This is a genomic window from Allobosea thiooxidans, from assembly GCF_900168195.1.
GTDB classification, from domain to species: Bacteria; Pseudomonadota; Alphaproteobacteria; order Rhizobiales; family Beijerinckiaceae; genus Allobosea; species Allobosea thiooxidans.
On the sequence record NZ_FUYX01000006.1, the window covers coordinates 47,602 to 67,954 of the forward strand.

General features: G+C 68.7%; 21 protein-coding genes. 7 read left to right on the forward strand and 14 right to left on the reverse strand.

Annotated elements, in window-relative coordinates:
- The first annotated feature begins 11 nt into the window (after positions 1 to 11).
- Complete coding sequence (locus B5Y19_RS12750; RefSeq protein ID WP_055729261.1) at positions 12 to 1,004, forward strand: branched-chain amino acid ABC transporter permease; 993 nt, start codon at positions 12 to 14, stop codon at positions 1,002 to 1,004.
- Between the two features lie 41 nt (positions 1,005 to 1,045).
- On the opposite strand, the gene B5Y19_RS12755 is transcribed toward B5Y19_RS12750, so the two are convergent.
- On the reverse strand, positions 1,046 to 1,579 hold the full coding sequence (locus B5Y19_RS12755) for a hydrolase (protein ID WP_055729262.1): 534 nt from the start codon (positions 1,577 to 1,579) through the stop codon (positions 1,046 to 1,048).
- Positions 1,580 to 1,711: 132 nt separating this feature from the next.
- On the opposite strand from B5Y19_RS12755, the gene B5Y19_RS12760 reads away from it, so the two are divergent.
- From B5Y19_RS12760 to B5Y19_RS12770, 3 genes are all read left to right on the forward strand, one after another.
- Positions 1,712 to 2,155 carry a MarR family winged helix-turn-helix transcriptional regulator gene (locus B5Y19_RS12760; RefSeq protein ID WP_055729263.1) on the forward strand — a complete coding sequence of 148 codons (444 nt, stop codon included), beginning with the start codon at positions 1,712 to 1,714 and terminating at the stop codon, positions 2,153 to 2,155.
- Positions 2,156 to 2,278: 123 nt separating this feature from the next.
- Entirely contained in the window at positions 2,279 to 3,772 is a 1,494-nt protein-coding gene (locus tag B5Y19_RS12765; protein ID WP_055729264.1) for an MDR family MFS transporter, read from the forward strand.
- A gap of 136 nt (positions 3,773 to 3,908) precedes the next feature.
- Entirely contained in the window at positions 3,909 to 4,469 is a 561-nt protein-coding gene (locus tag B5Y19_RS12770) for a DUF1269 domain-containing protein (protein WP_055729265.1), read from the forward strand.
- A gap of 127 nt (positions 4,470 to 4,596) precedes the next feature.
- Here the strand turns inward: B5Y19_RS12770 and dapD are convergent, their stop codons facing one another.
- From dapD to B5Y19_RS12800, 6 genes are all read right to left on the reverse strand, one after another.
- Positions 4,597 to 5,439 carry a 2,3,4,5-tetrahydropyridine-2,6-dicarboxylate N-succinyltransferase gene (gene dapD, locus B5Y19_RS12775; protein ID WP_079591564.1) on the reverse strand — a complete coding sequence of 281 codons (843 nt, stop codon included), beginning with the start codon at positions 5,437 to 5,439 and terminating at the stop codon, positions 4,597 to 4,599.
- Positions 5,440 to 5,496: 57 nt separating this feature from the next.
- On the reverse strand, positions 5,497 to 6,255 hold the full coding sequence (cobF, locus tag B5Y19_RS12780; RefSeq protein ID WP_055729267.1) for a precorrin-6A synthase (deacetylating): 759 nt from the start codon (positions 6,253 to 6,255) through the stop codon (positions 5,497 to 5,499).
- A gap of 53 nt (positions 6,256 to 6,308) precedes the next feature.
- Positions 6,309 to 6,626, reverse strand: coding sequence for a hypothetical protein (locus B5Y19_RS12785; RefSeq protein ID WP_055729268.1), 318 nt, complete (start codon positions 6,624 to 6,626; stop codon positions 6,309 to 6,311).
- The gene (locus B5Y19_RS12790) at positions 6,616 to 6,900 is read right to left on the reverse strand and encodes a hypothetical protein (protein ID WP_055729269.1); all 285 of its coding nucleotides are present in this window, start codon (positions 6,898 to 6,900) and stop codon (positions 6,616 to 6,618) included. The genes B5Y19_RS12785 and B5Y19_RS12790 overlap by 11 nt, the downstream gene beginning before the upstream one ends.
- Before the next feature lie 154 nt (positions 6,901 to 7,054).
- The gene (locus B5Y19_RS12795; RefSeq protein WP_055729270.1) at positions 7,055 to 7,834 is read right to left on the reverse strand and encodes a VOC family protein; all 780 of its coding nucleotides are present in this window, start codon (positions 7,832 to 7,834) and stop codon (positions 7,055 to 7,057) included.
- Positions 7,835 to 7,857: 23 nt separating this feature from the next.
- Positions 7,858 to 8,844 carry a TRAP transporter substrate-binding protein gene (locus tag B5Y19_RS12800; RefSeq protein ID WP_055729271.1) on the reverse strand — a complete coding sequence of 329 codons (987 nt, stop codon included), beginning with the start codon at positions 8,842 to 8,844 and terminating at the stop codon, positions 7,858 to 7,860.
- Positions 8,845 to 8,984: 140 nt separating this feature from the next.
- Between B5Y19_RS12800 and B5Y19_RS12805 the strand changes: the two genes are divergently transcribed.
- Positions 8,985 to 9,887: an aldose 1-epimerase family protein gene (locus B5Y19_RS12805; protein WP_079591599.1), complete on the forward strand. Its 903-nt coding sequence runs from the start codon at positions 8,985 to 8,987 to the stop codon at positions 9,885 to 9,887.
- Positions 9,888 to 9,899: 12 nt separating this feature from the next.
- Here B5Y19_RS12805 and B5Y19_RS12810 read toward each other — a convergent pair whose 3' ends face one another.
- From B5Y19_RS12810 to B5Y19_RS12835, 6 genes are all read right to left on the reverse strand, one after another.
- Positions 9,900 to 11,489, reverse strand: a complete 1,590-nt coding sequence (locus B5Y19_RS12810) for an ABC transporter substrate-binding protein (protein WP_055729273.1) — start codon at positions 11,487 to 11,489, stop codon at positions 9,900 to 9,902.
- Between the two features lie 57 nt (positions 11,490 to 11,546).
- Complete coding sequence (locus tag B5Y19_RS12815) at positions 11,547 to 13,055, reverse strand: serine hydrolase domain-containing protein (RefSeq protein WP_079591565.1); 1,509 nt, start codon at positions 13,053 to 13,055, stop codon at positions 11,547 to 11,549.
- Positions 13,056 to 13,066: 11 nt separating this feature from the next.
- A complete protein-coding gene (locus tag B5Y19_RS12820) occupies positions 13,067 to 14,227 on the reverse strand; it encodes an amidohydrolase (RefSeq protein ID WP_055729274.1) in 1,161 nt (386 codons plus the stop codon).
- Between the two features lie 123 nt (positions 14,228 to 14,350).
- Positions 14,351 to 14,566, reverse strand: a complete 216-nt coding sequence (locus tag B5Y19_RS12825) for a DEAD/DEAH box helicase family protein (RefSeq protein WP_055729275.1) — start codon at positions 14,564 to 14,566, stop codon at positions 14,351 to 14,353.
- A 204-nt stretch (positions 14,567 to 14,770) separates the two neighbouring features.
- The gene (locus B5Y19_RS12830; protein WP_055729276.1) at positions 14,771 to 15,511 is read right to left on the reverse strand and encodes a M48 family metallopeptidase; all 741 of its coding nucleotides are present in this window, start codon (positions 15,509 to 15,511) and stop codon (positions 14,771 to 14,773) included.
- Positions 15,512 to 15,554: 43 nt separating this feature from the next.
- Positions 15,555 to 16,856, reverse strand: coding sequence for a polyhydroxyalkanoate depolymerase (locus tag B5Y19_RS12835; protein ID WP_055729277.1), 1,302 nt, complete (start codon positions 16,854 to 16,856; stop codon positions 15,555 to 15,557).
- A gap of 142 nt (positions 16,857 to 16,998) precedes the next feature.
- Between B5Y19_RS12835 and B5Y19_RS12840 the strand changes: the two genes are divergently transcribed.
- Together B5Y19_RS12840 and B5Y19_RS12845 are read left to right on the forward strand one after the other, a co-directional pair.
- A complete protein-coding gene (locus tag B5Y19_RS12840) occupies positions 16,999 to 18,393 on the forward strand; it encodes an ActS/PrrB/RegB family redox-sensitive histidine kinase (protein ID WP_079591566.1) in 1,395 nt (464 codons plus the stop codon).
- 87 nt (positions 18,394 to 18,480) lie between these two features.
- Positions 18,481 to 19,044 (forward strand): ActR/PrrA/RegA family redox response regulator transcription factor, encoded by a 564-nt coding sequence (locus B5Y19_RS12845; RefSeq protein ID WP_079591600.1) that lies wholly within the window; start codon positions 18,481 to 18,483, stop codon positions 19,042 to 19,044.
- A 74-nt stretch (positions 19,045 to 19,118) separates the two neighbouring features.
- On the opposite strand, the gene B5Y19_RS12850 is transcribed toward B5Y19_RS12845, so the two are convergent.
- The gene (locus B5Y19_RS12850) at positions 19,119 to 20,297 is read right to left on the reverse strand and encodes an MFS transporter (protein WP_055729279.1); all 1,179 of its coding nucleotides are present in this window, start codon (positions 20,295 to 20,297) and stop codon (positions 19,119 to 19,121) included.
- Between the last annotated feature and the right edge of the window lie 56 nt (positions 20,298 to 20,353).

Consider the following 20,353-nt stretch of genomic DNA (forward strand, 5'->3'; position numbering starts at 1 on the left):
GGAACGACGACATGACCAACCTTGCCTCGACGACCGACACACCCGCCGCCGCCGTTCTCACCGAGACCGACGACGGCGCAGCGCGCCTGCACCGCAACCTGTTCATCGCCATCGCCGCGGTGCTCGTGGTCGCGCCCTTCGTCGCCTATCCGGTCTTCGTGATGAAGGTGCTGTGCTTCGCGCTGTTCGCGCTCGCCTTCAATCTTCTCCTTGGCTATGGCGGCCTGCTCTCCTTCGGCCACGCCGCTTATTTCGGCATGGCGAGCTATGTCTCGGCCTATACCGCCAAGAATTGGGGCCTGACGCCGGAGCTCGCCATCCTGCTCGGCACGGCCGTCGCCGCCGTGCTCGGCACCGTCTTCGGCGCGCTCGCCATCCGCCGCCAGGGCATCTATTTCGCCATGATCACGCTGGCGCTAGCCCAGATGGTGTTCTTCTTCTCGCTGCAGACGCCGCGCTTCACCGGCGGCGAGGACGGCATCCAGGCGGTGCCGCGCGGCAAGCTCTTCGGCCTCGTCAGCCTCGCCGACGACCGCGTGCTCTACTGGCTCGTCGCCGCCATCTTCATGGGCGGGCTGCTGCTGATCTACCGCATCATCCACTCGCCCTTCGGCCAGGTCTGCAAGGCGATCCGCGACAACGAGCCCCGCGCCATCTCGCTGGGCTACCGCGCCAACCAGTACAAGCTGATGGTCTTCGTGCTCTCGGCGACGCTTGCGGGCCTCGCCGGCGCGACCAAGGCGATCGTGTTCCAGCTGGCGTCGCTGACCGACGTCTACTGGACGATGTCGGGCGAGGTCGTGCTGATGACGTTGGTCGGCGGCCTCGGCACCGTCTTCGGCCCGATCGTGGGCGCCATCGTCATCGTCGCGATGCAGAACTATCTCGCCACCCTCGGCGCCTGGGTCACCGTCGTCCAGGGCGTGGTCTTCGTGGTCTGCGTCCTGCTCTTCCGCGAAGGCATCGTCGGCGTCATCGCCAAGGCGATCAAGAAGCCGCTCTGAGCGGGCGGCTCTCCGCGCCCGCACCTGCTCCACCAGCGGCTCTAGCGGATCAGCTTCGAGACCGCCCTGAACTGCGTATGGGTCGCCGTTCGCAGCCATTCGAACAGGACCATCTCGGTGGTGACGATCTCGGCGCCATGCGCGGCCATGCGGCTGATCGCGATCTCGCGCGATTCCGGAGCGCGTGAACCGATCGCATCCGCCACAACGATCACCCGCCGGCGGTGTTCGAGCAGGCTCAGTACCGTCTGGCCGACGCAGACATGCGCCTCGCAGCCGCAGATCACCAGTTCGCGATCGCCGGCGATCGCATCGAGGAATGCCGCTTCGGCACAGGCGTCGAAGCTCATCTTGCTGATGAGCGGGCCGGCCGTCCCGGCGAGCTCTGGCACTGTCGGCCCGAGGCCGCGCGGATTCTGCTCGGTCAGCACCGCCGGGATCTCGAGCAGGCGCGCCGCCTCGGCGAGACGCCCGGCATTGAGCAGGACCTTGTCCCCGGCATGGATCGCCGGCATCAGCCTTGCCTGAAAGTCGATGACGACCAGCATGGCGTTCCTGGCGATGAGCAAGGGCATGGTGAGACTTTCCTCTCCCGGGGTTCCGACGAACCACCATAACCGGCGCCGGCCCGTTTCCTATCCGTACCCTGCAGCCGGCGCTCGACTTCTCGGCTTGACTCGGCCGACGCCACTCAACATGCAAACAGGATGGACGAAGCAGTCGTTCCCTTCACGACGACGCTGCATGTGCGCGATCATTGCCTGTGCCTGCACGCGCAGCGCGCGGCGCGCGCGCTGGCGCGCCGCTTCGACGCGGCGCTGCGCCCGGTCGGGCTGACCAGCGGGCAGTTCTCCCTGCTGATGGCGCTCAACCGCCCGCAGCCGCCCTCGCTCAAGCCGGTGGCCGAGCTCCTCGCCATGGACCGCACCACGCTGACGGCGGCGCTGAAGCCGCTCGAACGGCGCGGCTTCGTGCAGATCGTCCCGGACGCAGCGGACCGCCGTAGCCGCCTGCTCGTCCTGACCGCAGCGGGGCGGGCCGTACTGGCCGCGGCGGTGCCGATCTGGCAGAGGACGCATGAAGCGATCGAAGCTGGCCTGCCCGGAGAAGCCGCCCAGACGCTGCGCACGACGTTGCGCGGGCTGCGCTGAAGGCGTGGAACGGCGACAGCCCCGTTGCCATCGCAGAGCCGTCCCGACACTGCGCCCATGGCGCATGACGCAAGGCATCACTAACGTCCGCCATTCCAAAAACGCAGAGACGAATACGGTTCCATGGACAAGCGGCTCGAGACCCCAAACCAGGCCGCGCCGCTGACGCCCGCGGATATCCGCGCGATCCTGATCGGCGTGATGCTCGCGATGTTCCTGGCCGCGCTCGACCAGACCATTGTCGCGACCGCGTTGCCGACGATCGGGCGCGAGTTCGCCGACGTGGCGCATCTGTCCTGGATCGTCACGATCTACCTGCTGGCCTCGACCACGGTCACGCCGCTCTACGGCAAGCTCGCCGACATCCATGGCCGGCGGGTCGTGCTGCTCTCCGGCATCGTCATCTTCGTGATCGGCTCGATCGCCTGCGCGCTGGCGCCATCGCTGTGGCTGCTCGTCGTGGCGCGCTTCATCCAGGGCCTGGGCGGCGGCGGGCTGATCGCGCTCGCCCAGACGATCGTCGCCGATATGGTGCCGCCCAAGGAGCGCGGCCGCTACCAAGTCTACTTCGCCAGCGTCTTCATGTCCTCCTCGCTGCTCGGCCCCGTGCTCGGCGGTTTCCTGGCGGAGAAGCTGCACTGGTCCGTGATCTTCTGGATCAACCTGCCGCTCGGGCTCGGCGCCTACTGGATGACGAGCGCGGCGCTGAAGCGGCTGCCGCGGCACGAGCGCCCCCACCAGCTCGACGTGCTCGGCGCCATGCTGATGACGCTGGCGACGATGTCGCTGCTGCTGGCCCTGTCCTGGGGTGGGACCGCCTATCCCTGGCGCTCCCTGCCGATCGCCGGGCTGATCGGCGCGGCGCTCCTGCTCGGCGCACTCTTCGCCTGGCGGCTGCGCCGGGCGCAGGAGCCGCTGATCCCGCTCGACATCCTGGCCAACCGCGTCGTGCGCCGCGGCACCGTCGCCGCCGGCTTCGGCATGGGCACCTTCATCGGCCTGACCATCTATCTGCCGCTCTATTTCGAGACGGTGATGGGATTGAGCGCCACCCATTCCGGGCTCGGCCTGCTGCCGCTGACCTGCGGCACCGTCGTCGGTGCCACCAGCTCCGGCCGAGCGATGTCGCATCTGACCCATTACAAGCGCGTGCCGCTCGCCGGGCTCGCCGTGGCGCTCTGCGGCGCCGCCGTGCTGGCCGCCTTTTCGGGACGGATCCCGCTGCTGCCGTTCTGCGCGATCCTTGCCGTGGTCAGCATCGGCTTCGGCACGCTACTTCCGGTCGCGACCGTCGCGATCCAGAACGCCGTGAAGACGCATCAGCTCGGCACCGCGACGGCGGTGGCGAACTTCTTCCGCCAGATCGGCGGGGCCCTGATCGTCGCGATCTTCGGCGCGATCGTGCTCGGCGGCGTGGGCGGGGCGGCGGAGCAGCTTTCGCCGGAGGCGCTGAAGCTCGGCACGGTCGATCGCGAAACCATGGTGACCTTGTTCCGCTACGTCTTCGCGGCGGCAAGCCTCGGCTTCGCCCTCGCCCTCATCTCGCTGGCCCGCATGGAAGAATTGCCGCTACGCGGCCGGGCGGTCGAGGCGGCCAAGGCCATCGGCGGCGAATAAGCCGGTTCCGAGCGGGCCGGAACGATCCGATCAGCCGCGGCTCCCGCAGCGGAACCGGTGGCTGCGACCGTGCGTTGCCTTGAGCCTGTCATCCGTACGGGCCAGCATGCAAGCATCCGCAGCAGGAGTTCCCGCCATGTCCGATCTCGTCGTCATCGTGTATTCGACCGAGGCTCGCGCCGAGGAGATGCGCCAGAAGCTCATCGGCCTGCAGAAGGAATATCTGATCGAGATCGGCGATGCCGCCATCGCGGTGATGCAGGAGGGCGGCAAGGTCAAGCTGAACCAGCTGCTCAACACCACGGCGATGGGCGCGGTCTCGGGCTCGTTCTGGGGCCTGCTGATCGGCGCGATCTTCCTGATGCCCGTCTTCGGGGCGGCGCTGGGTGCGGCGTCGGGCGCGCTCGGCGGCGCGCTGACCGATTACGGCGTCGACGACAAGTTCATGAAGGAGCTGTCGGGCAGCCTGCAGCCCGGCAATGCCGCGCTGTTCGTGCTGGTCAAGAAGGTGACCGGCGACAAGGTGCTGGAGGCGATCCGCGGCAGCGGCGGCACCGTGCTCAAGACCTCGCTCGACCACACGCAGGAACAGAAGCTGCGCGACGCGCTGGCCGACGTCCATGGCGCGGCGCCGGCCCCGGCGGCAGATGCGCCGTCTGCGGCACAGGGCACGGGCGCGCCCTCGCCGGTGGGTTGAGGCATCCGCGGAGCGTCATTCTCGGGCGAAGCGAAGCTTCGACCCGGGAATCTCCTCCCGGGAGAGGCGCTTTTCGGCATGAGATGCTCGGGTCAGGCCCGAGCCTGACGCTTCATGACCGAGGCGATCAATCCCTGAGCAGTTCGTTGATGCCGGTCTTCGAGCGGGTCTGCGCATCGACCGTCTTGACGATGACGGCGCAGGCGAGCGCCGGGCCCGGCGTGCCGTCCGGGAAGGGCTTGCCCGGAAGCGAGCCCGGCACCACCACCGAATAGGGCGGCACCTTGCCGATATGGACCTGGCCCGTGGCACGGTCGACGATCTTGGTCGAGGCCGAGATGAAGACGCCCATCGAAAGCACCGAGCCCTCGCCGACGATCACGCCCTCGACCACCTCGGAGCGGGCGCCGATGAAGCAATTGTCCTCGATGATGGTCGGGTTGGCCTGCAGCGGCTCGAGCACGCCGCCGATGCCGACGCCGCCCGAGAGATGCACGTTCTTGCCGATCTGGGCGCAGGAGCCGACCGTGGCCCAGGTATCGACCATGGTGCCTGAGTCGACATAGGCGCCGATATTGACGAAGGACGGCATCAGCACGACGTTCGGCGCCAGGAACGAGCCCTTGCGCGCAGCGGCCGGCGGCACGACGCGGAAGCCGGCGGCGCGGAAGCGGTTCTCGCCCCAGCCCTCGAACTTCGACGGCACCTTGTCCCAGAACACGCCCTCGCCGGGGCCGTTGGCGATGATCATGTTGTCGGTCAGGCGGAAGGAAAGCAGCACCGCCTTCTTCAGCCATTGATGGACGATCCAATCGGCGCCTAGCTTTTCGGCGACACGGGCCTGGCCGGCATCGAGCATTTCGATCGCCTGCTCGACCGCCTCGCGGACGGCGCCCTTGGTGGAGACGCCGATCTCGGCCCGGTTCTCCCAGGCGGCGTCGATGGTCTGGCTAAGATCGGCGAGGGACATCGGGCGGCTCCAGCGCTTAGAAGGTCGCGGGAGCGATGGCGGATGCGGGCGCCTGCGTCAAGCTGGGCGACGGCGCAGCAGGTAGGTGTCCATGATCCAGCCATGCCGGGCGCGCGCCTCGGCCCTCACGCTCGCGATCTCGGCGGAGCGCTCGGCGAGCGGACCGGCGATCAGGATCTCGTCCGGCGTGCCGAGATAGGCGCCCCAATAGATGTCGAGTTCCGCCGGATCGAGCTTCGTGAAGGCCTGCTCGCCGTCGAGCATGACGACGACGCTGTCCTGATCGGCCGGGACCCCCTCCGCCAGCCGGCGGCCCGTGGTGATCAGGATCGGCGCGCCGATCGTATTGAGCGGGATGCGGTGGCGCGCGGCCAGCACCTGGACGCTGCTGATGCCGGGATAGACCTGCCAGTCGAGGGCGAGGCCGGAGGCGGCGACCCGTTCCATGATGCGCAGCGTCGAGTCGTAGAGCGCCGGATCGCCCCAGACGAGGAGCGCACCGGTCTCGCCTTCGGCCAGCTCCGTTTCGAAGAGGGCGCGGTAGCGCGCCGCGATGCGCTCATGCCAGTCGTCGACCGCACCGTGATAGTCGCTCCCGGCCTCGGCGCGGCGCGGAATATCGACGGGAACGGTGCGGTAGTCCGGCCTGCGGATGAAGCGGGCACAGATGGCTTCACGCAGGGCCCGCAGCGCTGCCTTCTCCTCGCCCTTGTCGGGGATGAACAGGGTGTCGGCGCGGTTCAGCGCCTCGATCGCCTCGACCGTCATGTGGTCGGGATTGCCGGCCCCGATGCCGATGATGAGGATGTTGCGCATGCCGCTCCGCCGATCCACGGCGCCTTAGCACGGCCTGCGCCCCGGATGCGAGGTCAGGCCCGGCCGAGCACGGGCATGCGGGCGAGATCGCCCGCTGGAACCGGCACCGTGCTCAGCGCCAGTGCCGCCTGACGCGCCTCCAGATCCGCCGCGAAGTGCGGGCGCCAGCCGCAAGGGCATGGCCGATCACCGCGATGAGCATCCGCCACTTCTCCATAGATCGAGCCGACCGCCCCTGCCGCCAGTTCGAGCAGGGTGAGCGGTGGCAACCGAGTATCGCGGAGCGCAGCGCAAAAAGCCGTCAGCACCGCGTGCCGGATCTCGGCCCGGGCGGTCTCCAGCGATTCGGCGCTCCCCTGATCAGGCGGCACGATCGATGCCCTTGATGGCGGCATGGAGGCGGGTCGGTGGCCCTTGCTCGGGCCTGGGTCCCTGTTCGGGCAGGGCGACACCGAGCAGGTCGACGAGGCGCTGCATGCGCGGCGGCAGCGCCGCATCGGCGCCGAGATCACCCGGCCCCTTGGCAAGCGCGAGCGCGCGGCGAAGCTCCGGCCGGCTCGCGCCGGTCCGGACAATTTCATGAATGATGATCTCGTCGATCCGGCCGATCGCGGCCGCGACATCGACCTCGGTGACTCCACCCATTCGGTTTCTCCGTCGGCTGATTCACTGATCGCCCGCAGAGATAGGCAGGACCGAGATTCGTTGCAAGCCCTTGTTATTAATACAGAAATAGAACGATTCGAAGGTAACGGGCCACTCTCGCCCCCAAGCGTGACCGGAAAATGACGTCGCCGGCTCAGAGCTCGCGGACGATTTCCAGAGGCGCGCCATGGGTAAGGCCGATGTCGAGCGGCGCATCCTCCGGCCCGTAGAAGGAGATGGCGTAGGCGCCCTGGCCGCGGGCGACGAGATGCGCCGACGAGGCGGCTGCAGCGGGCTCGCGCGGCTCGACCAGCGAGAGGGTCTGCCGCCCGATGCGGAACTGGACGAGGCCGAAACCGAGCCCGGGGACGCCGCCCCTGGCCACCGGCTCGCGGCCGAGCAAGGCGCGATAGCGCGCCGTCGAACTCACGAGATCCTGAACGGCGACGGTGACGCCCGCCACCCCGGTGACCCCGTTCGGGTGACGGCGTGCCGCACCGGCCGGAACGCGCAGGTCGCGCGGGGTGACGTCGGTGACGAGGAAGGGGATGTCGGGCTCCGGCGGGCGGGCCGAGCGCCAGGCGAGGCGCGCACCGTCGGGCTGGAGGCGGCCACCCTCGATCGGCCCGTCCATGACGATGCCGGCGGCGCGGGCACGGGCGAGATCGGCCTCGAAATCATCCGGGAGCACGGCATAGTCGACGAGGCCGGGGCCAGCGCGATCGAGCACCTGCCACCAGCGGAAATCCGGCACCGGACGCGGGAAGGCGATGATCTCGAGATAGGCGCCGTCCTCGAACACGACGAGCGCATTGCGCGAGCCGCGCGGATGCTCGCCGCCGGGGAGAACGGTGAAGCCGAGCGCGGCATAGTCCCGGACCGCGGCCTCGAGATCGGCGACGGCGATGACGATATGGTCGATCGAAAGCGGCATGGCGGGTTCCTGTCCTGCGGCGCTCAAGCGCTCCGGGCGATGGCTTCAATCCGGTCGATGCCGCCGAGCTGGGGGGCGAAGCTCGCCCAGACCTTGCGGGCGCCGTCCTGCCAGCCGGCGCGATCCTCGGCCGGCACGGTGCGGCCACCTTCGGAAGCGGCCTTGGCCATCGAGGCGGCCTCGTCCGCCAGCATCAGCGCGTCGAAATAGGCAGCCCCCTCGACTGCGGCCGCGGCCAGCGCCTCCCGGTCGGCCGGCGTCAGCGCCTTCCAGAACGGCGCGGCGAACATCACGACGCCGGTCGCCCAGATATGACCGGTCTCGATCAGCACCGGCACGACCTCGTGCAGGCGGAAGCCGACATAGGCGGATTTCGTCAGGTCCATGCAGTCGACCACGCCGGTCTTCAGCGCGTTGTAGGTCTCGGGGATCGGGATCGGCGTCGGATAGGCCCCGAAGCCCGACCAGAGCGCGGTGTGGAGCGGGCTCTGGATGACGCGGATGCGCTTGCCCTTGACGGAAGCAGGCGTCGTCAGCGGCTCTTTGGCCAGCAGGTGGCGGGCGCCGTAATTGATGAAGCCCGGCACGACGAAGCCCTGCGCCGCATAGCGCGCTTTGAGCTCAGCCCCGAGCGGCCCGGCCAGGACCCGCCCGAGATGCTCGCGATCGCGAAAGAGGAAGGGCAGGTCGAGGATCTGGCCGTCCGGCACCCAGGCCGACAGGGAGGAGACGGTCGAGAGCGCCGCCTGGATCGAGCCGAGCCGCAGGCCCTCGGCCACCTCCTTCTCGCCGCCTAGCGCGGCATTGGACACGATGCGCAGATCGAATCGCCCCGGGGCGGTGCGCGCCAGGATCTCGGCGATGCGCCGCCAGATCCTCGTCTCCGGCTTGTCCTCGCCGAGCAGCGAGGCGACGGTGACCGGGCGGCTCGCCGCCCCTGCCGAGCCGGCACGCAGGAGCGCGGGCGCTGCGATCAATCCGGCGGCGAAACGGCGGCGCGTGATGGGCATGGTCGGTCTCGAATGTCCTTTGCGCCAGATCGCCCGAAACCCGCCGGCACGGCAAGCCTCTTGCCAGTGGCTGGAAACAAGGCCGCCCGCCGATTCACGCGGGCGCGAATTTCCTCTATCGGTGCCGGCGGAGGCGAATGATGACCGAGACCCACGATATCTGCTCCGGCCGGCTGAAGGCGACGATCCGGGCGCAGGGCGGCGAGATAATCGCGCTGTCCGATGCGGATGGGCCCTTGCTCTGGCATGGCGGGCCGGAATGGCCGCGTCATACGCCGGTGCTCTTCCCCATCGTCGGGCGACTCACCGACGACACGCTGATCCATGAAGGCCGGGCTTACCACCTCACGCAACACGGTTTCGCCCGCGACAGCCTGTTCCAATGGGTCGAGCGGACGCCGGATCGCGCCGTGTTGGAACTGCGCGAGAGCGCGGAGACCCTGGAGCGCTACCCGTTCCGCTTCGTGCTGCAGATGATCTACGAGCTTGCGGATGACACGCTGTCGGTGACGACGCGCGTCACCAATCCGGCCGAGACGACACTGATCTGCGGCGTCGGTGCCCATCCGGCCTTCCTCTGGCCCCTCGCGCAAGGCGTCGCGAAGGAGGCCCATCGCCTCGGCTTCCTCCGCGCCGAGTCCGGGCTCGGGCTCGGCGTCACCGGCGGGCTGCTCGGCCCGGCGATTCCGCTGCCCTTCTCGGGCACCGAGCTGCCGCTCAGGGATGCGCTGTTCGTCGACGACGCGATCGTGATCCCGGACGCGGCCAACCGCTCGGTGCGATTTGCTGCCCTCGACGCGGCCGGGCGGGAAATCCGCGCGCTGACCGTGAGCTGGGAGGGCTACAGGGACCTCGGCATCTGGTCGAAGCCGACCGGGGCGCCCTTCCTCTGCATCGAACCCTGGTTCAGCATGGCGAGCCCGATCGGCTGGCAGGGCGAATTCGCGGACAAGCCCGGCATCCTGAAGCTGGCGCCGGGCGAGAGCCGCGATTTCGTCTGGCGTGCCGCGCCGCATTTCATCCCGACGGCCGCATCGGTCTGAACGACGGCAGCGTCACTTCTTCTCGATGTTCCAGAACAGCATGACCGGCGCCGCCAAAACACCAGCGACGTTGGTACGCCGGGCATAGGGCTGGTCGTACTGACCGAGCACGCGATAGGGCTGCACCTCGGCGAGACGCTTGTGCAAGGCGTCAAGCGCAAGCTTGCGGCCGGCTTCGTCGGGCGCATCGATGAAGGCGCCGCGCAGCTTCTCGGCCTCCGCATCGCAGGGCCAGCCTGACCAGGCGCGCTCGCAGGCCATGTTGGTGCCGATATTGGTCAGCGGCGACTGCATGGTCGCGCCGGACGCGGTCGTGACGAAGAGGTTCCAGCCGCCCTGCTCGGACGTGCCTTTGTTCTGCTGGCGTGTGGTGACGGTGCCCCAATCGGCGACTTGCAGATCGATATTGAAGCCGACCTTCCTGAGCGATGCGGCCGCGACCTCCGCCATGCGGCCGATCGGAGCGATGTCGTTGCTGGTGCTCAACACCAGCTTCTCGCCCTTGTAACCGCTCTCCTTCAGCAGCTCGCGCGCCTTGTCGAGATTAGGCTTGGCATAACTTTCGGCACCAGCTTCCGTACCGTTCGGACCGCCGCAGATAAAATAGGAGGCGCAGCGCTTCCACCACTCCTCGTCACCGAAGCCGGCCGAGAGGAAATCGGCTTGGTCGGTGGCATAGGCCAGAGCGAGCCGGGCCTTCGGATTGTCGAAGGGCGGGTGGAGATGGTTCGGCCGCAGCATCGCCTGATTGGCGAGGTTGGCATAGCGGTCGACCTTGACCTGCTCATTGGTCGAGATGACCGGGATCAGGTCCTGGCTCGGCTGTTCCCAGATGTCGATCTCGCCAGTCTGCAGTGCCGCCGCGGCCGTCGCGGCATCGGGCATGATCAGCCATTCGACGCGATCGACCTTGACGACGCGCCCGCCGGCGAGCCCGTCCGCCGGCTCGGAGCGCGGCACGTAGTCGGGGTTGCGGTCGTAGACGACCTTCGAACCGCTCCGCCAGTCCTCGCGGTTGAACTTGAACGGGCCGGAGCCGATCGTCTCGGTGATCGGCTTCATCGGATCGGACTTGGCGTCGGACTCGCGCATGATGACCGGGATCTGGCCGACGGCGGAGCCGAGCGCGAAGGGCACCAGGGCCATCGGCCGCTTCAGCTTGAGGCGGAAGGTGGCATCGTCGACCGCCTCCATCCCATCCGTATATTCCGCGAGCTTGCCGCCGATCGTGTCGCGCTTCATCCAGCGGGCGAGCGAGGCGATGACGTCCTTGGTCGTCACCGGCTGGCCATCATGGAATTTCAGGCCGGGACGGAGCTTGAAGGTCCAGGTCAGCTTGTCAGGCGAGGTCTCGAAGCTCTCGACCATCTGCGGCTTCGGCTGGAGGTTCGAATCCCAGGCGAAGAGCGTCTCATAGATCATCAGCCCATGCATCCGGGTGATGACAATGGAGGCCGCGACGGGGTCGAGCGTCTTCAGGTCCGCATGCGGCGCGACGCGCAGCACGCGGTTCGAAGCCGGCTGCGACTGCGCCGATGCCGCAAGCGGCAGGAAGGCGGCCGCCGACAGCAGCAGCGCGGCGGTGAAACGGGACAGTTGCATCAGGCGTTCTCCTCCTTCGTCACCAGCCCTGCGGCACCGCCCCTCTGCGAGGACGCCTCAGCCGGCGCGTTGCATTTGCAAGATCCTTGCCCGATGGCCGGCGACCCGCAAGCTTCCTTCCGCATCGAGCCAGAGGCAGGGTCGTGCAAGCCAGGGGCCGTGCTGGTGGCTGGCGAGCGCGCGACCGTTCGGCAGAGCCGTCAGGCGCGACACCGTCCCGCCGGAGGGCCAGGGCATCAGCGCCGTGCCGTCGGCCCGGATCTCGATCTCGGTCCCGAAGCGCGGATCGCGCCAGCGCCCGACCAGCCGCGCATCGAGCGGGGTGTCGGCCGGCACGCGGGCGAGCGAGCGCTGCACGCCGCCGATCAAGCCGGAGAGACGATCCTCGCCGTCGCGCCTGAGGCGGATGTCGAGATAGGCTGGCAGGCTGCGCAAGCCACCATCGCCATCGGTGATCAGACGCTCGAAACCGCCCATGAAGCTGATCGAATCCGATGCAAGTTCCGCCCAGAAGGGCCCTTCGTCGCTGGCGAAGAGACCGACAGGCGCCTGCGCGATCGCGGGGAGCTCCTGCGCGAGCAGGGCAGCCAGCACCGTCAGAGCGGGCCAGAGCGCCTCCTCCTCGCGATTGGACAGCACGACGACACCGACGCCATGGGCCGGCGACATCCAGAAATGGTTGCGATAACCGGCGAGCGAGCCGCCATGGCCGACGATCCGGGTCTCGCCGAGCCGGCTGCAGACGAGGCCCAGCCGGTAGACGCTCTCGCTGCCGTCAGCGAAATGGCGCGGCGCCGTCAGGCGTTCCAGCATGCCGGCGAGCGGGCCGCGGCCGGCCAGCAGGGCAGAGGCCCAGCCGGCGAGATCGGCGGCAGAGCCCACGATTCCACCCGAGGCGGAAAAATGCGGGCCATTATGGCCACGCCGCCAGGCCGAGCCGTCGTTCCAGTAGCCGGTGGCGAGGCCGGGCACGATCTCCGAGCCGTCATAGGGCAAGCGGAAGGCGGCACCGAGCTCGCCCGAGAGCTCTGCGACGGTCTCCTTGTAGGGCTTGCCCGTGACCTGCTCGAGGATGCGCTGGCCGAGCCTCCAGCCGGTGTTGGAATAGGCCATCTCGGTGCCGGGTTCGGCATTCAGCGCGGGGAAGCGACAGGCCATTGCGTAGACTTCCTCCGCGCTCAGTGTCGCGGTGAAGGGCACGCCCTGGTGCCAGAAGGCCTCCATCATGTCCGGCAGGGCGCCAGTCATATCGAGGGCGCGGCCGAGCTCGACCTCGGCGAGCGGCGCCGGCAATTCGCCGAGCCAACGGCCGAGCGGCGCATCGAGCGGGATGCCGGCCCGCAGTAAGGCCACCGCGAGGATATGCTTGCTGATCGAGGCGAAGCGGTTCGGCGTCTGCGGCGTGAAGGGCACGCCGTATTCGATGCTGGCGAGGCCGCCAGCAAAGGCCTCGCGCACCCCATCGCGATCGAAGAGCACGACGGCACCGCCCGGCCCCGCTGCGCGCTGCCAGTTCGCGGCGATCTCCTGCGCGCAGGTCGCTGCGCCGTTCCAATCCAGTGCCATGCGCCCCTCCCTCAACCCTGTGGCCGGGCTTCGCCGAGCAGATTGCGCAAGGCCCGCATGAAGACGCGCGCGCCAGGGCCGATCGCGTCATCCGGAAAATCGAAATCCGGATTGTGCAGATGCGCCGTGTCGCCCGAGCCGAGCAGGAACATCGCCGATTTGGAGCGGCGGCCGAACAGGCCGAAATCCTCCGAGCCGCGCGAGGGCGGCGTCGGACCATGCGGCACCTTCTCCTCGTCCATCGCCCGGCGCAACATCGCGACGGCCTCCGGCTCGTTCTCGCAGTGATGGAAGATGTCGTGATAGCTGATCTCGACGGTGAGCCGGCCGGCCTCGGCTGCCTCGCGCGCCAGCCTCTCGGCGGCCTCGCAGAGCGCACCCATCTGCGCGTCGTTGACGGTGCGCAGCGTCGCCCAAAGCTCGCCATGGCCCGGCGCGATGCCGAAGGCCTGCTCGCCGATCTCGACATGGGTCACGGTGACCAGCCGGAAATTGGCGTCGAGCGCGCCGCCCGGTCCCAGCGCGGTCAGAGCGGGGATCAAAGTCGCGATGGCCGGGGCCGGCGAGCGGCCATGCTCCGGCGTCGAGGCATGCGAGGTCTCGCCGGTCAGGACGATCTTGATGCCGCGCGAGGCGCAATTGGCGGCGCCTTCCGAAATCCGGGCATGTCCGACCGGAACGCCGGGGCGATTGTGCAGGGAGAAGGCGTAATCCGGCACGATCTCCTCGAATTTTGGATCGGCCATGACGGCGGCGGCGCCGGCGCCGGTCTCCTCGGCTGGCTGGAATAGCAGGATGGCGCGCCCCTTCTTCGGCGGGTTGCGCTGCAGCCCGCGCGCCAGGCCGGCGAGGATGGTCATGTGGCCGTCATGGCCGCAGAGATGGCCCTTGCCGGGAATTTCCGAGCGATGGTCGCTGTCGGAGAGCTCCTCGATCGGCAGCGCGTCGAGCTCGGCGCGGATCAGCACGGTCGGGCCGGGCTCGGCGCCCTCGTAGATAGCGGCGACGCCATGGCCGCCGAGCTCGGTGACGATGCGGTTCGGTCCGGTCGGCTTCAGGAAAGCGACGATCGTGGCAGCCGTCTCGCGCTCCTCGCCCGAGATTTCGGGGCGGCGATGCAGCCGATGCCGGAGATCGACGAGATCGACCATATCGCTGTTGGTCAGGAACACGGATGAGCCTCCCGGGGCACTATGCTGACCGGCGGACCACCGGCTCTTACCCTGAGAGGTTCGACAATTCAGCCGCTTCGGCAACCCGCGTCATCGCCGGGGGCGGCATGCGCGGGCGCCGGATCAGTTGCCGAGCTCGGCCTCGACCTCGGCGTCGAAGGCCTGGGCCAGCATCGCCCGGCAGGCTTCGGCCTGCTGGCGCGCCGAATCCAGCGCGATATGCGGAAGAATCTCGGCGAGATCGCGCAGGGCGAAATCGACGGCCGACATCAGGCCGAGCACCGGCTCGGCGGCGGCAGCCGATTGTTGCGGAAGACGGAACGCGATGACCTGACCCATAGGCATACTCACGCTGAAAGCGAATCGGCGATCAGTGTGCGGGGGCAGGCTTCAGAAAGTGGTTAACGGCGGAATTGCGGGGCCGCTCAAGCCCCGCCGACATTGCGAGAAGCGAAGCGACGAAGCAATCCAGGAGCGGCAGAGCTTTACGCCCCCTGGATTGCTTCGCTGCGCTCGCAATGACGGCAAACTGCGGCTTCCGGCTCAACCATAGCCGTGCAGGCCGGCGCCATGGCGCTTCAGCCAGGCTTCCGCCTCCTGCGTATGCGGGCAGAGCTTGTAGGTCAGCGCCCAGAAGCGGTGCGAGTGGTTCATCTCCTTGAGATGCGCCACCTCATGCGCCGCGAGATAGTCGAGCACCGAGGGCGGTGCCAGGATCAGGCGCCAGGAGAAGTTGAGATGGCCCTGCGAGGAGCAGGAGCCCCAGCGGCTCGTGGTGTCGCGGATGGTGATCTTGCGCGCCGGGATGCCGAGCGTCGCGGTGTGGCGGCGCACCGCCTTCTCGAGGTCCTCGAGCGCGAGCCGCCGCAGGAAATCCTTGATCCGGCGCGGGACATGAGCCGCCTCGCCTGCGACAGCGATGATGGGCGCCCCGTCCTGGTCCAAAGCCGCCTGTGTGAGCCCGCGCGCCTTCGACCAGTGGACGATGCGATGGGGGGTGCCGCGCAGCGGCACGACCCGGCCGGGCTCGAAGGGCACGGCGAGCGGTCGCCTGGCGATGCGCGCCGCGATCCAGCCGCCATGATTCTCGGCGAAAACCCGGCCGGCGGCGAAATCGGCGCGCTCGGGCAGCGTCAGGGTGATCTCGCCCGTCGCCTGCGAGACGCGCAGCGTCATACGCCGCGCATTGGCGCGGCGCTTGACGAGGACCGGATAGCGCGTGCCGGCATGCACGACCTCGATCCGGTCGGGGTCCGGCTGGCGCCTGAACAGGGAGATGCGCATCGCCTGCGATTGTGCGGGATTCGCGGGCGCCGCGAAAGAGCCGTCAGCCGACGACCTTGAGACCCTTGCGCTGCTCGGCCGCGCTGTCGCTGCGACGCCCCTTGGCCGCCTCCATGTCGAGGCTGACCATGAAGTCGGAGATTCGCGGCGCGATCTCGGCGCGGAAGCGCGAGCCGTTGAAGACGCCGTAATGACCGACCTTGGGCTGGAGATAATGCACCCGCTTCCCGGCCGGGATATTGACGCAGAGGTCATGCGCCGCCTTGGTCTGGCCGACGCCCGAGATATCGTCGTTCTCGCCCTCGACCGTCATCAGCGCGACCCGGCGGACAGCAGTGAGATCGACGGGCTTGTCGCGATGCATCATCTCGCCCCTGGGCAGGGCATGCCGGACGAAGACCGTATCGACCGTCTGCAGGTAGAACTCCGCGGTCAGGTCCATCACGGCGAGGTACTCGTCGTAGAAGTCGCGGTGCTTCTCGGCCGAATCGCCGTCTCCGGTGACGAGATGCTTGAACATCTCGTAATGGGCGGTGACATGGCGGTCGATATTCATCGCCATGAAGCCCGAAAGCTGCATGAAGCCGGGATAGACCTGCCGGAAGGCACCCATATGCGGGAAGGGCACCACGGTGATGCAGTTGCGGCGGAACCAGTCGGTGCCGCGCTCCATGGCGAGCTGGTTGACCGCGGTGGGCGAGCGGCGGGTGTCGATAGGCCCGCCCATCAGCGTCATCGAGCGGGGCGCGCAAGGGTCGGCCTCGGCCTCCATCCGCGCCACCGCGGCGATGACCGGAACGGCGGGCTGGCAGACGGCCATGACATGGGTGTCCGGCCCGAGCGTCTGCAGCATCGCGATGACGTAGTCGATGTAGTCGTCGAGGTCGAAACGGCCTTCGGCGAGCGGCACGAGGCGCGCATCGGTCCAGTCGGTGATGTAGACCTCATGGCCCGGCAGGAAGGCCTCGACCGTGCCGCGCAGCAGCGTGGCGTAGTGGCCCGACATCGGCGCCACGAGCAGCACCTTGGGCTGCGGCTTGCGGCGGCCCGCGATCTTGCGATCGAAATAGACGAGCTTGCAGAAGGGGCGCTCCCAGACGACCCGCTCCTCGACGGCGACCTTGACGCCGTTGATCGTGGTCTCGCCGAGGCCGAAGGCCGGCTTGCCGTAGCGGCGCGTCGCGCGCTCGAACAATTCGCAGGAGGCCGCGACCGTGCGCCCCAGCGGCGTATAGGTCAGCGGGTTCGCCGGGTTCTTGAAAGCCAGGTGCATCGCATCGGATACCCCGCGCGCCGGGCTCACCATCATGTGAACCGCTTCGTAGGCATGGTAGGCAAACGACATGGTGGCCCCGTACATGCGATCGAACGTCCTTCCGGCGGCGCAACAAGCAATGATGCGTCGCAACAACGCACCTTACGTTGATTTTGTTCTCATTCAACCCGGCTAAAGGCTAAGATTTTCCTGCCATGTGGATGAAACCCTCATGCCCGCCGCCGGCGGCAGCCTCGAAAAGGACGCATCGCCCGTGAACGCGTCCGACCTTTCCGCCCCCCTCCTGGCCCGCTCGGGCCGGCATCTGCGGCTCGATACGCTGGTCAGGCTGCGCTGGCTCGCCATAGCCGGGCAGAGCGCCGCGGTCGCCGGCGTGCATTTCGGTCTCGGCTTCTCCCTGCCCTTCGGCTGGTGCTTCATCGTCATCGCCGTCTCGGCCTGGCTCAACATCGCCCTGCGCATCCGCTTTCCGCTCAGCCACCGGCTGAAGGACAGGCCGGCGACGGCGCTGCTCGGCTTCGACATCGTCCAGCTCGCCGCGCTGCTCTACCTGACCGGGGGGTTGCAGAACCCGTTCGCGATCCTGTTCCTGGCGCCGGTGATGATCTCGGCCACGGCCCTGCCGCCGCAACGCACCCTGCTGCTCGGCGTGCTGGCGGTGGCGTTGGCAACCCTTCTGAGCCGCTACCACCTTCCCCTGCCCTGGACAGGCGCGGACCGGCCGGTGCTGCCGCCCTTCTATCAGCTCGGCAACTGGGTCGCGCTGGTGCTCGGCCTCGCCTTCACCGGCATCTATGCCTGGCGCGTCGCCAAGGAGGCGCGCGACCTCTCGGATGCGCTCGCTGCGACCGAGCTGGTGCTGGCGCGCGAGCAGCATCTCTCGCAGCTCGACGGGCTCGCGGCGGCCGCCGCCCATGAGCTCGGCACGCCACTCGGCACCATCGCGCTGGTCGCCCGCGAGCTTACCCGCCTCGCCCCGCCGGAAGGCGAAATGGCCGAGGACATCGCGCTGCTGCGGGAGCAGGTCGAGCGCTGCCGCGGCATCCTCGGCAAGCTCTCGAGCCTGCAGGACGACGATGCCGGCCCGCTCGACCAGCTGACGCTCAGATTGCTGATCGAGGAGGCGGCGGGGCCGCAGCGGCCCTTCGGCGTGCCCTTCGAGATCAGCATGAACGGCGACAAGCCGGAACCGGTCTGCCGGCGCAATCCGGGCATGATCTACGGCCTCGGCAACATCGTCGACAATGCCGTCGACTTCGCCCGCTCGACCGTGGCGATCGCGGCCGAATGGAGCCAGGGCCGCGTCGTGCTGACCATCGCCGATGACGGCCCGGGCTTCCCGCCCGACGTGCTGATGCGGGCGGGCGAGCCCTATCTCTCGCGCGGCGGCCGCGAGAGCCGCGCCGGCGGCGGCCTCGGGCTCGGGCTCTTCATCGCCAAGACCCTGCTCGAACGCGGCGGCGCGACGCTGGAATTCTCGAACCGGCCGGCTCCGGCGAGCGGCGCATCGATCCGAATCACCTGGCCGCGTGAGGTTTTCGAAGCCGACCTGCCCGCCAGCGGGGGTACCAAGCCGGAAGCATCGGCATTACATGAGCTTGGCTGAGGACGGGCTCCCACGAGCCCGGCCTGCCTTTCGACATGACACTTCGCGCCACCGCAGCGCGCATGGACAAGCGGTCAGGAGACGATGATGCAGGATGCGCCGAACGAGAACGACAGAGCCGACGCCACGGACATGTCGCTGTTGCTGGTCGATGACGACAAGCCTTTCCTCACCCGCCTCGCCCGCGCCATGGAAGGGCGCGGCTATGCGGTGCGGACCGCAGACAGCGTCGCGGCCGGGCTGGCCGCAGTCGAGGAGGCCGCCCCGGCCTTCGCCGTGATCGACCTGAGGCTCGGCGACGGCAACGGGCTCGACGTGATCGCGCGTCTCAAGGAGCGCCGGCCGGATGCGCGCGGCGTCGTGCTGACCGGCTACGGCAACATCGCCACCGCCGTCAGCGCGGTGAAGCTCGGCGCCTTCGACTTCCTCGCCAAGCCGGCCGATGCCGACGAGATCCACGCCGCGCTCGCCGCGCAGCGGGACGCCCGGCCCCAGCCGCCCGAGAACCCGATGTCGGCCGATCGCGTCCGCTGGGAGCATATCCAGCGCGTCTACGAGCTGTGCAGCCGCAATGTCTCGGAGACGGCGCGCCGCCTCGGCATGCATCGACGCACGCTGCAACGCATCCTCGCCAAGCGCGCGCCGCGCTGATCCGACCCTGAATGCAGAAAGCCCGCCGGATGACCTGTCCGGCGGGCTTTCTGTTGTTCTTTCGCGGGCGCGGCTCAGGTCGCGCAGGCCGGCACGATCCGGGCCGCGCGCCGTTCGAGCGACACCGCGAGGACGGCGAGTCCGAGGGCCGCCAGCGGCACCACAGCCGCGACCGGCGCGATCGCGCCATAGCCGAACCCCTGTGTGATGACCGCGCCGCCGAGCCAGGCACCGAGGGCATTGCCGAGATTGAAGGCGGCGATGTTGAGGCTCGATGCCAGCCCCTGCCCGGCTCCGCCAGCCTGCTGCAGCACCCACATCTGCAACGGCGCGACCGTGGCGAAGGCGGCAGCCCCCAGCGCCAAGGCGGCGATGACGGCGCCGACCTGGCTGTGGAAGGCGAAGCCCGCGGCGACCATCGCCAGCGTCAGCAGCGCGATGCTGCCGATCAGGGCCGGGGCGAGGCTGCGATCGGCCCAGCGCCCGCCGAGCAGATTGCCGATGACGAGGCCGCCGCCGAAGACGAGCAGGATCGGCGAGACCGCCGCCTCGCTGAAGCCCGCGAGCTCGACCAGGATCGGCTGGATGAAGGTGAAGACCGCGAAGATGCCGCCGAAGCCGAGCACGGTCATGACCAGGCCGAGCTGGACCTGCGGCCGCGCCAGCACCCTGAACTCCTCGGCGAGCGAGCCCGGGACGACCCGCTCGCGGTCGGCCGGCACGAGCGCGGCGAGGACGACCAGGGCGACGAGGCCGATGCCGGTCACGGCCCAGAAGGTCGAGCGCCAGCCGAAGGCGAGGCCGAGCCAGGAGCCGAAGGGCACGCCGAGCAGGGTCGCCAGCGTCAGCCCGGTGAACATCAGGGCGATGGCCGAGGCCTTGCGTTCTGGCGCGACGAGGCTGGTCGCGACCAGCGAGCCGACGCCGAAGAAGGTGCCGTGCGCGAGTGCGGTGACGATGCGGGCCGACATCAGCCAGCCGAAGCTCGGCGCCAAGGCGGCGGCAAGATTGCCGAGGGTGAAGATCGCCATCAGCACCAGGAGCGTCGTCTTGCGCGGCAGCGAGCGGGTGGCGATCGTCAGCACCGGGGCACCGACGAAGACGCCGAGCGCATAACCGGTCATCAGCAGGCCGGCGAGCGGCACGCTGACGCCGAGATCGGCGGAAACCTGCAGCAGCAGGCCCATGATCACGAATTCGGTGACGCCGATGCCGAAGGCACCGACGGTCAGGGCATAAAGGGCAATGGGCATGGAATGCCTCCGGGAATAGGGTCGGGCCCGGAGATAGCGCCGCTGCCGGCTGTGAA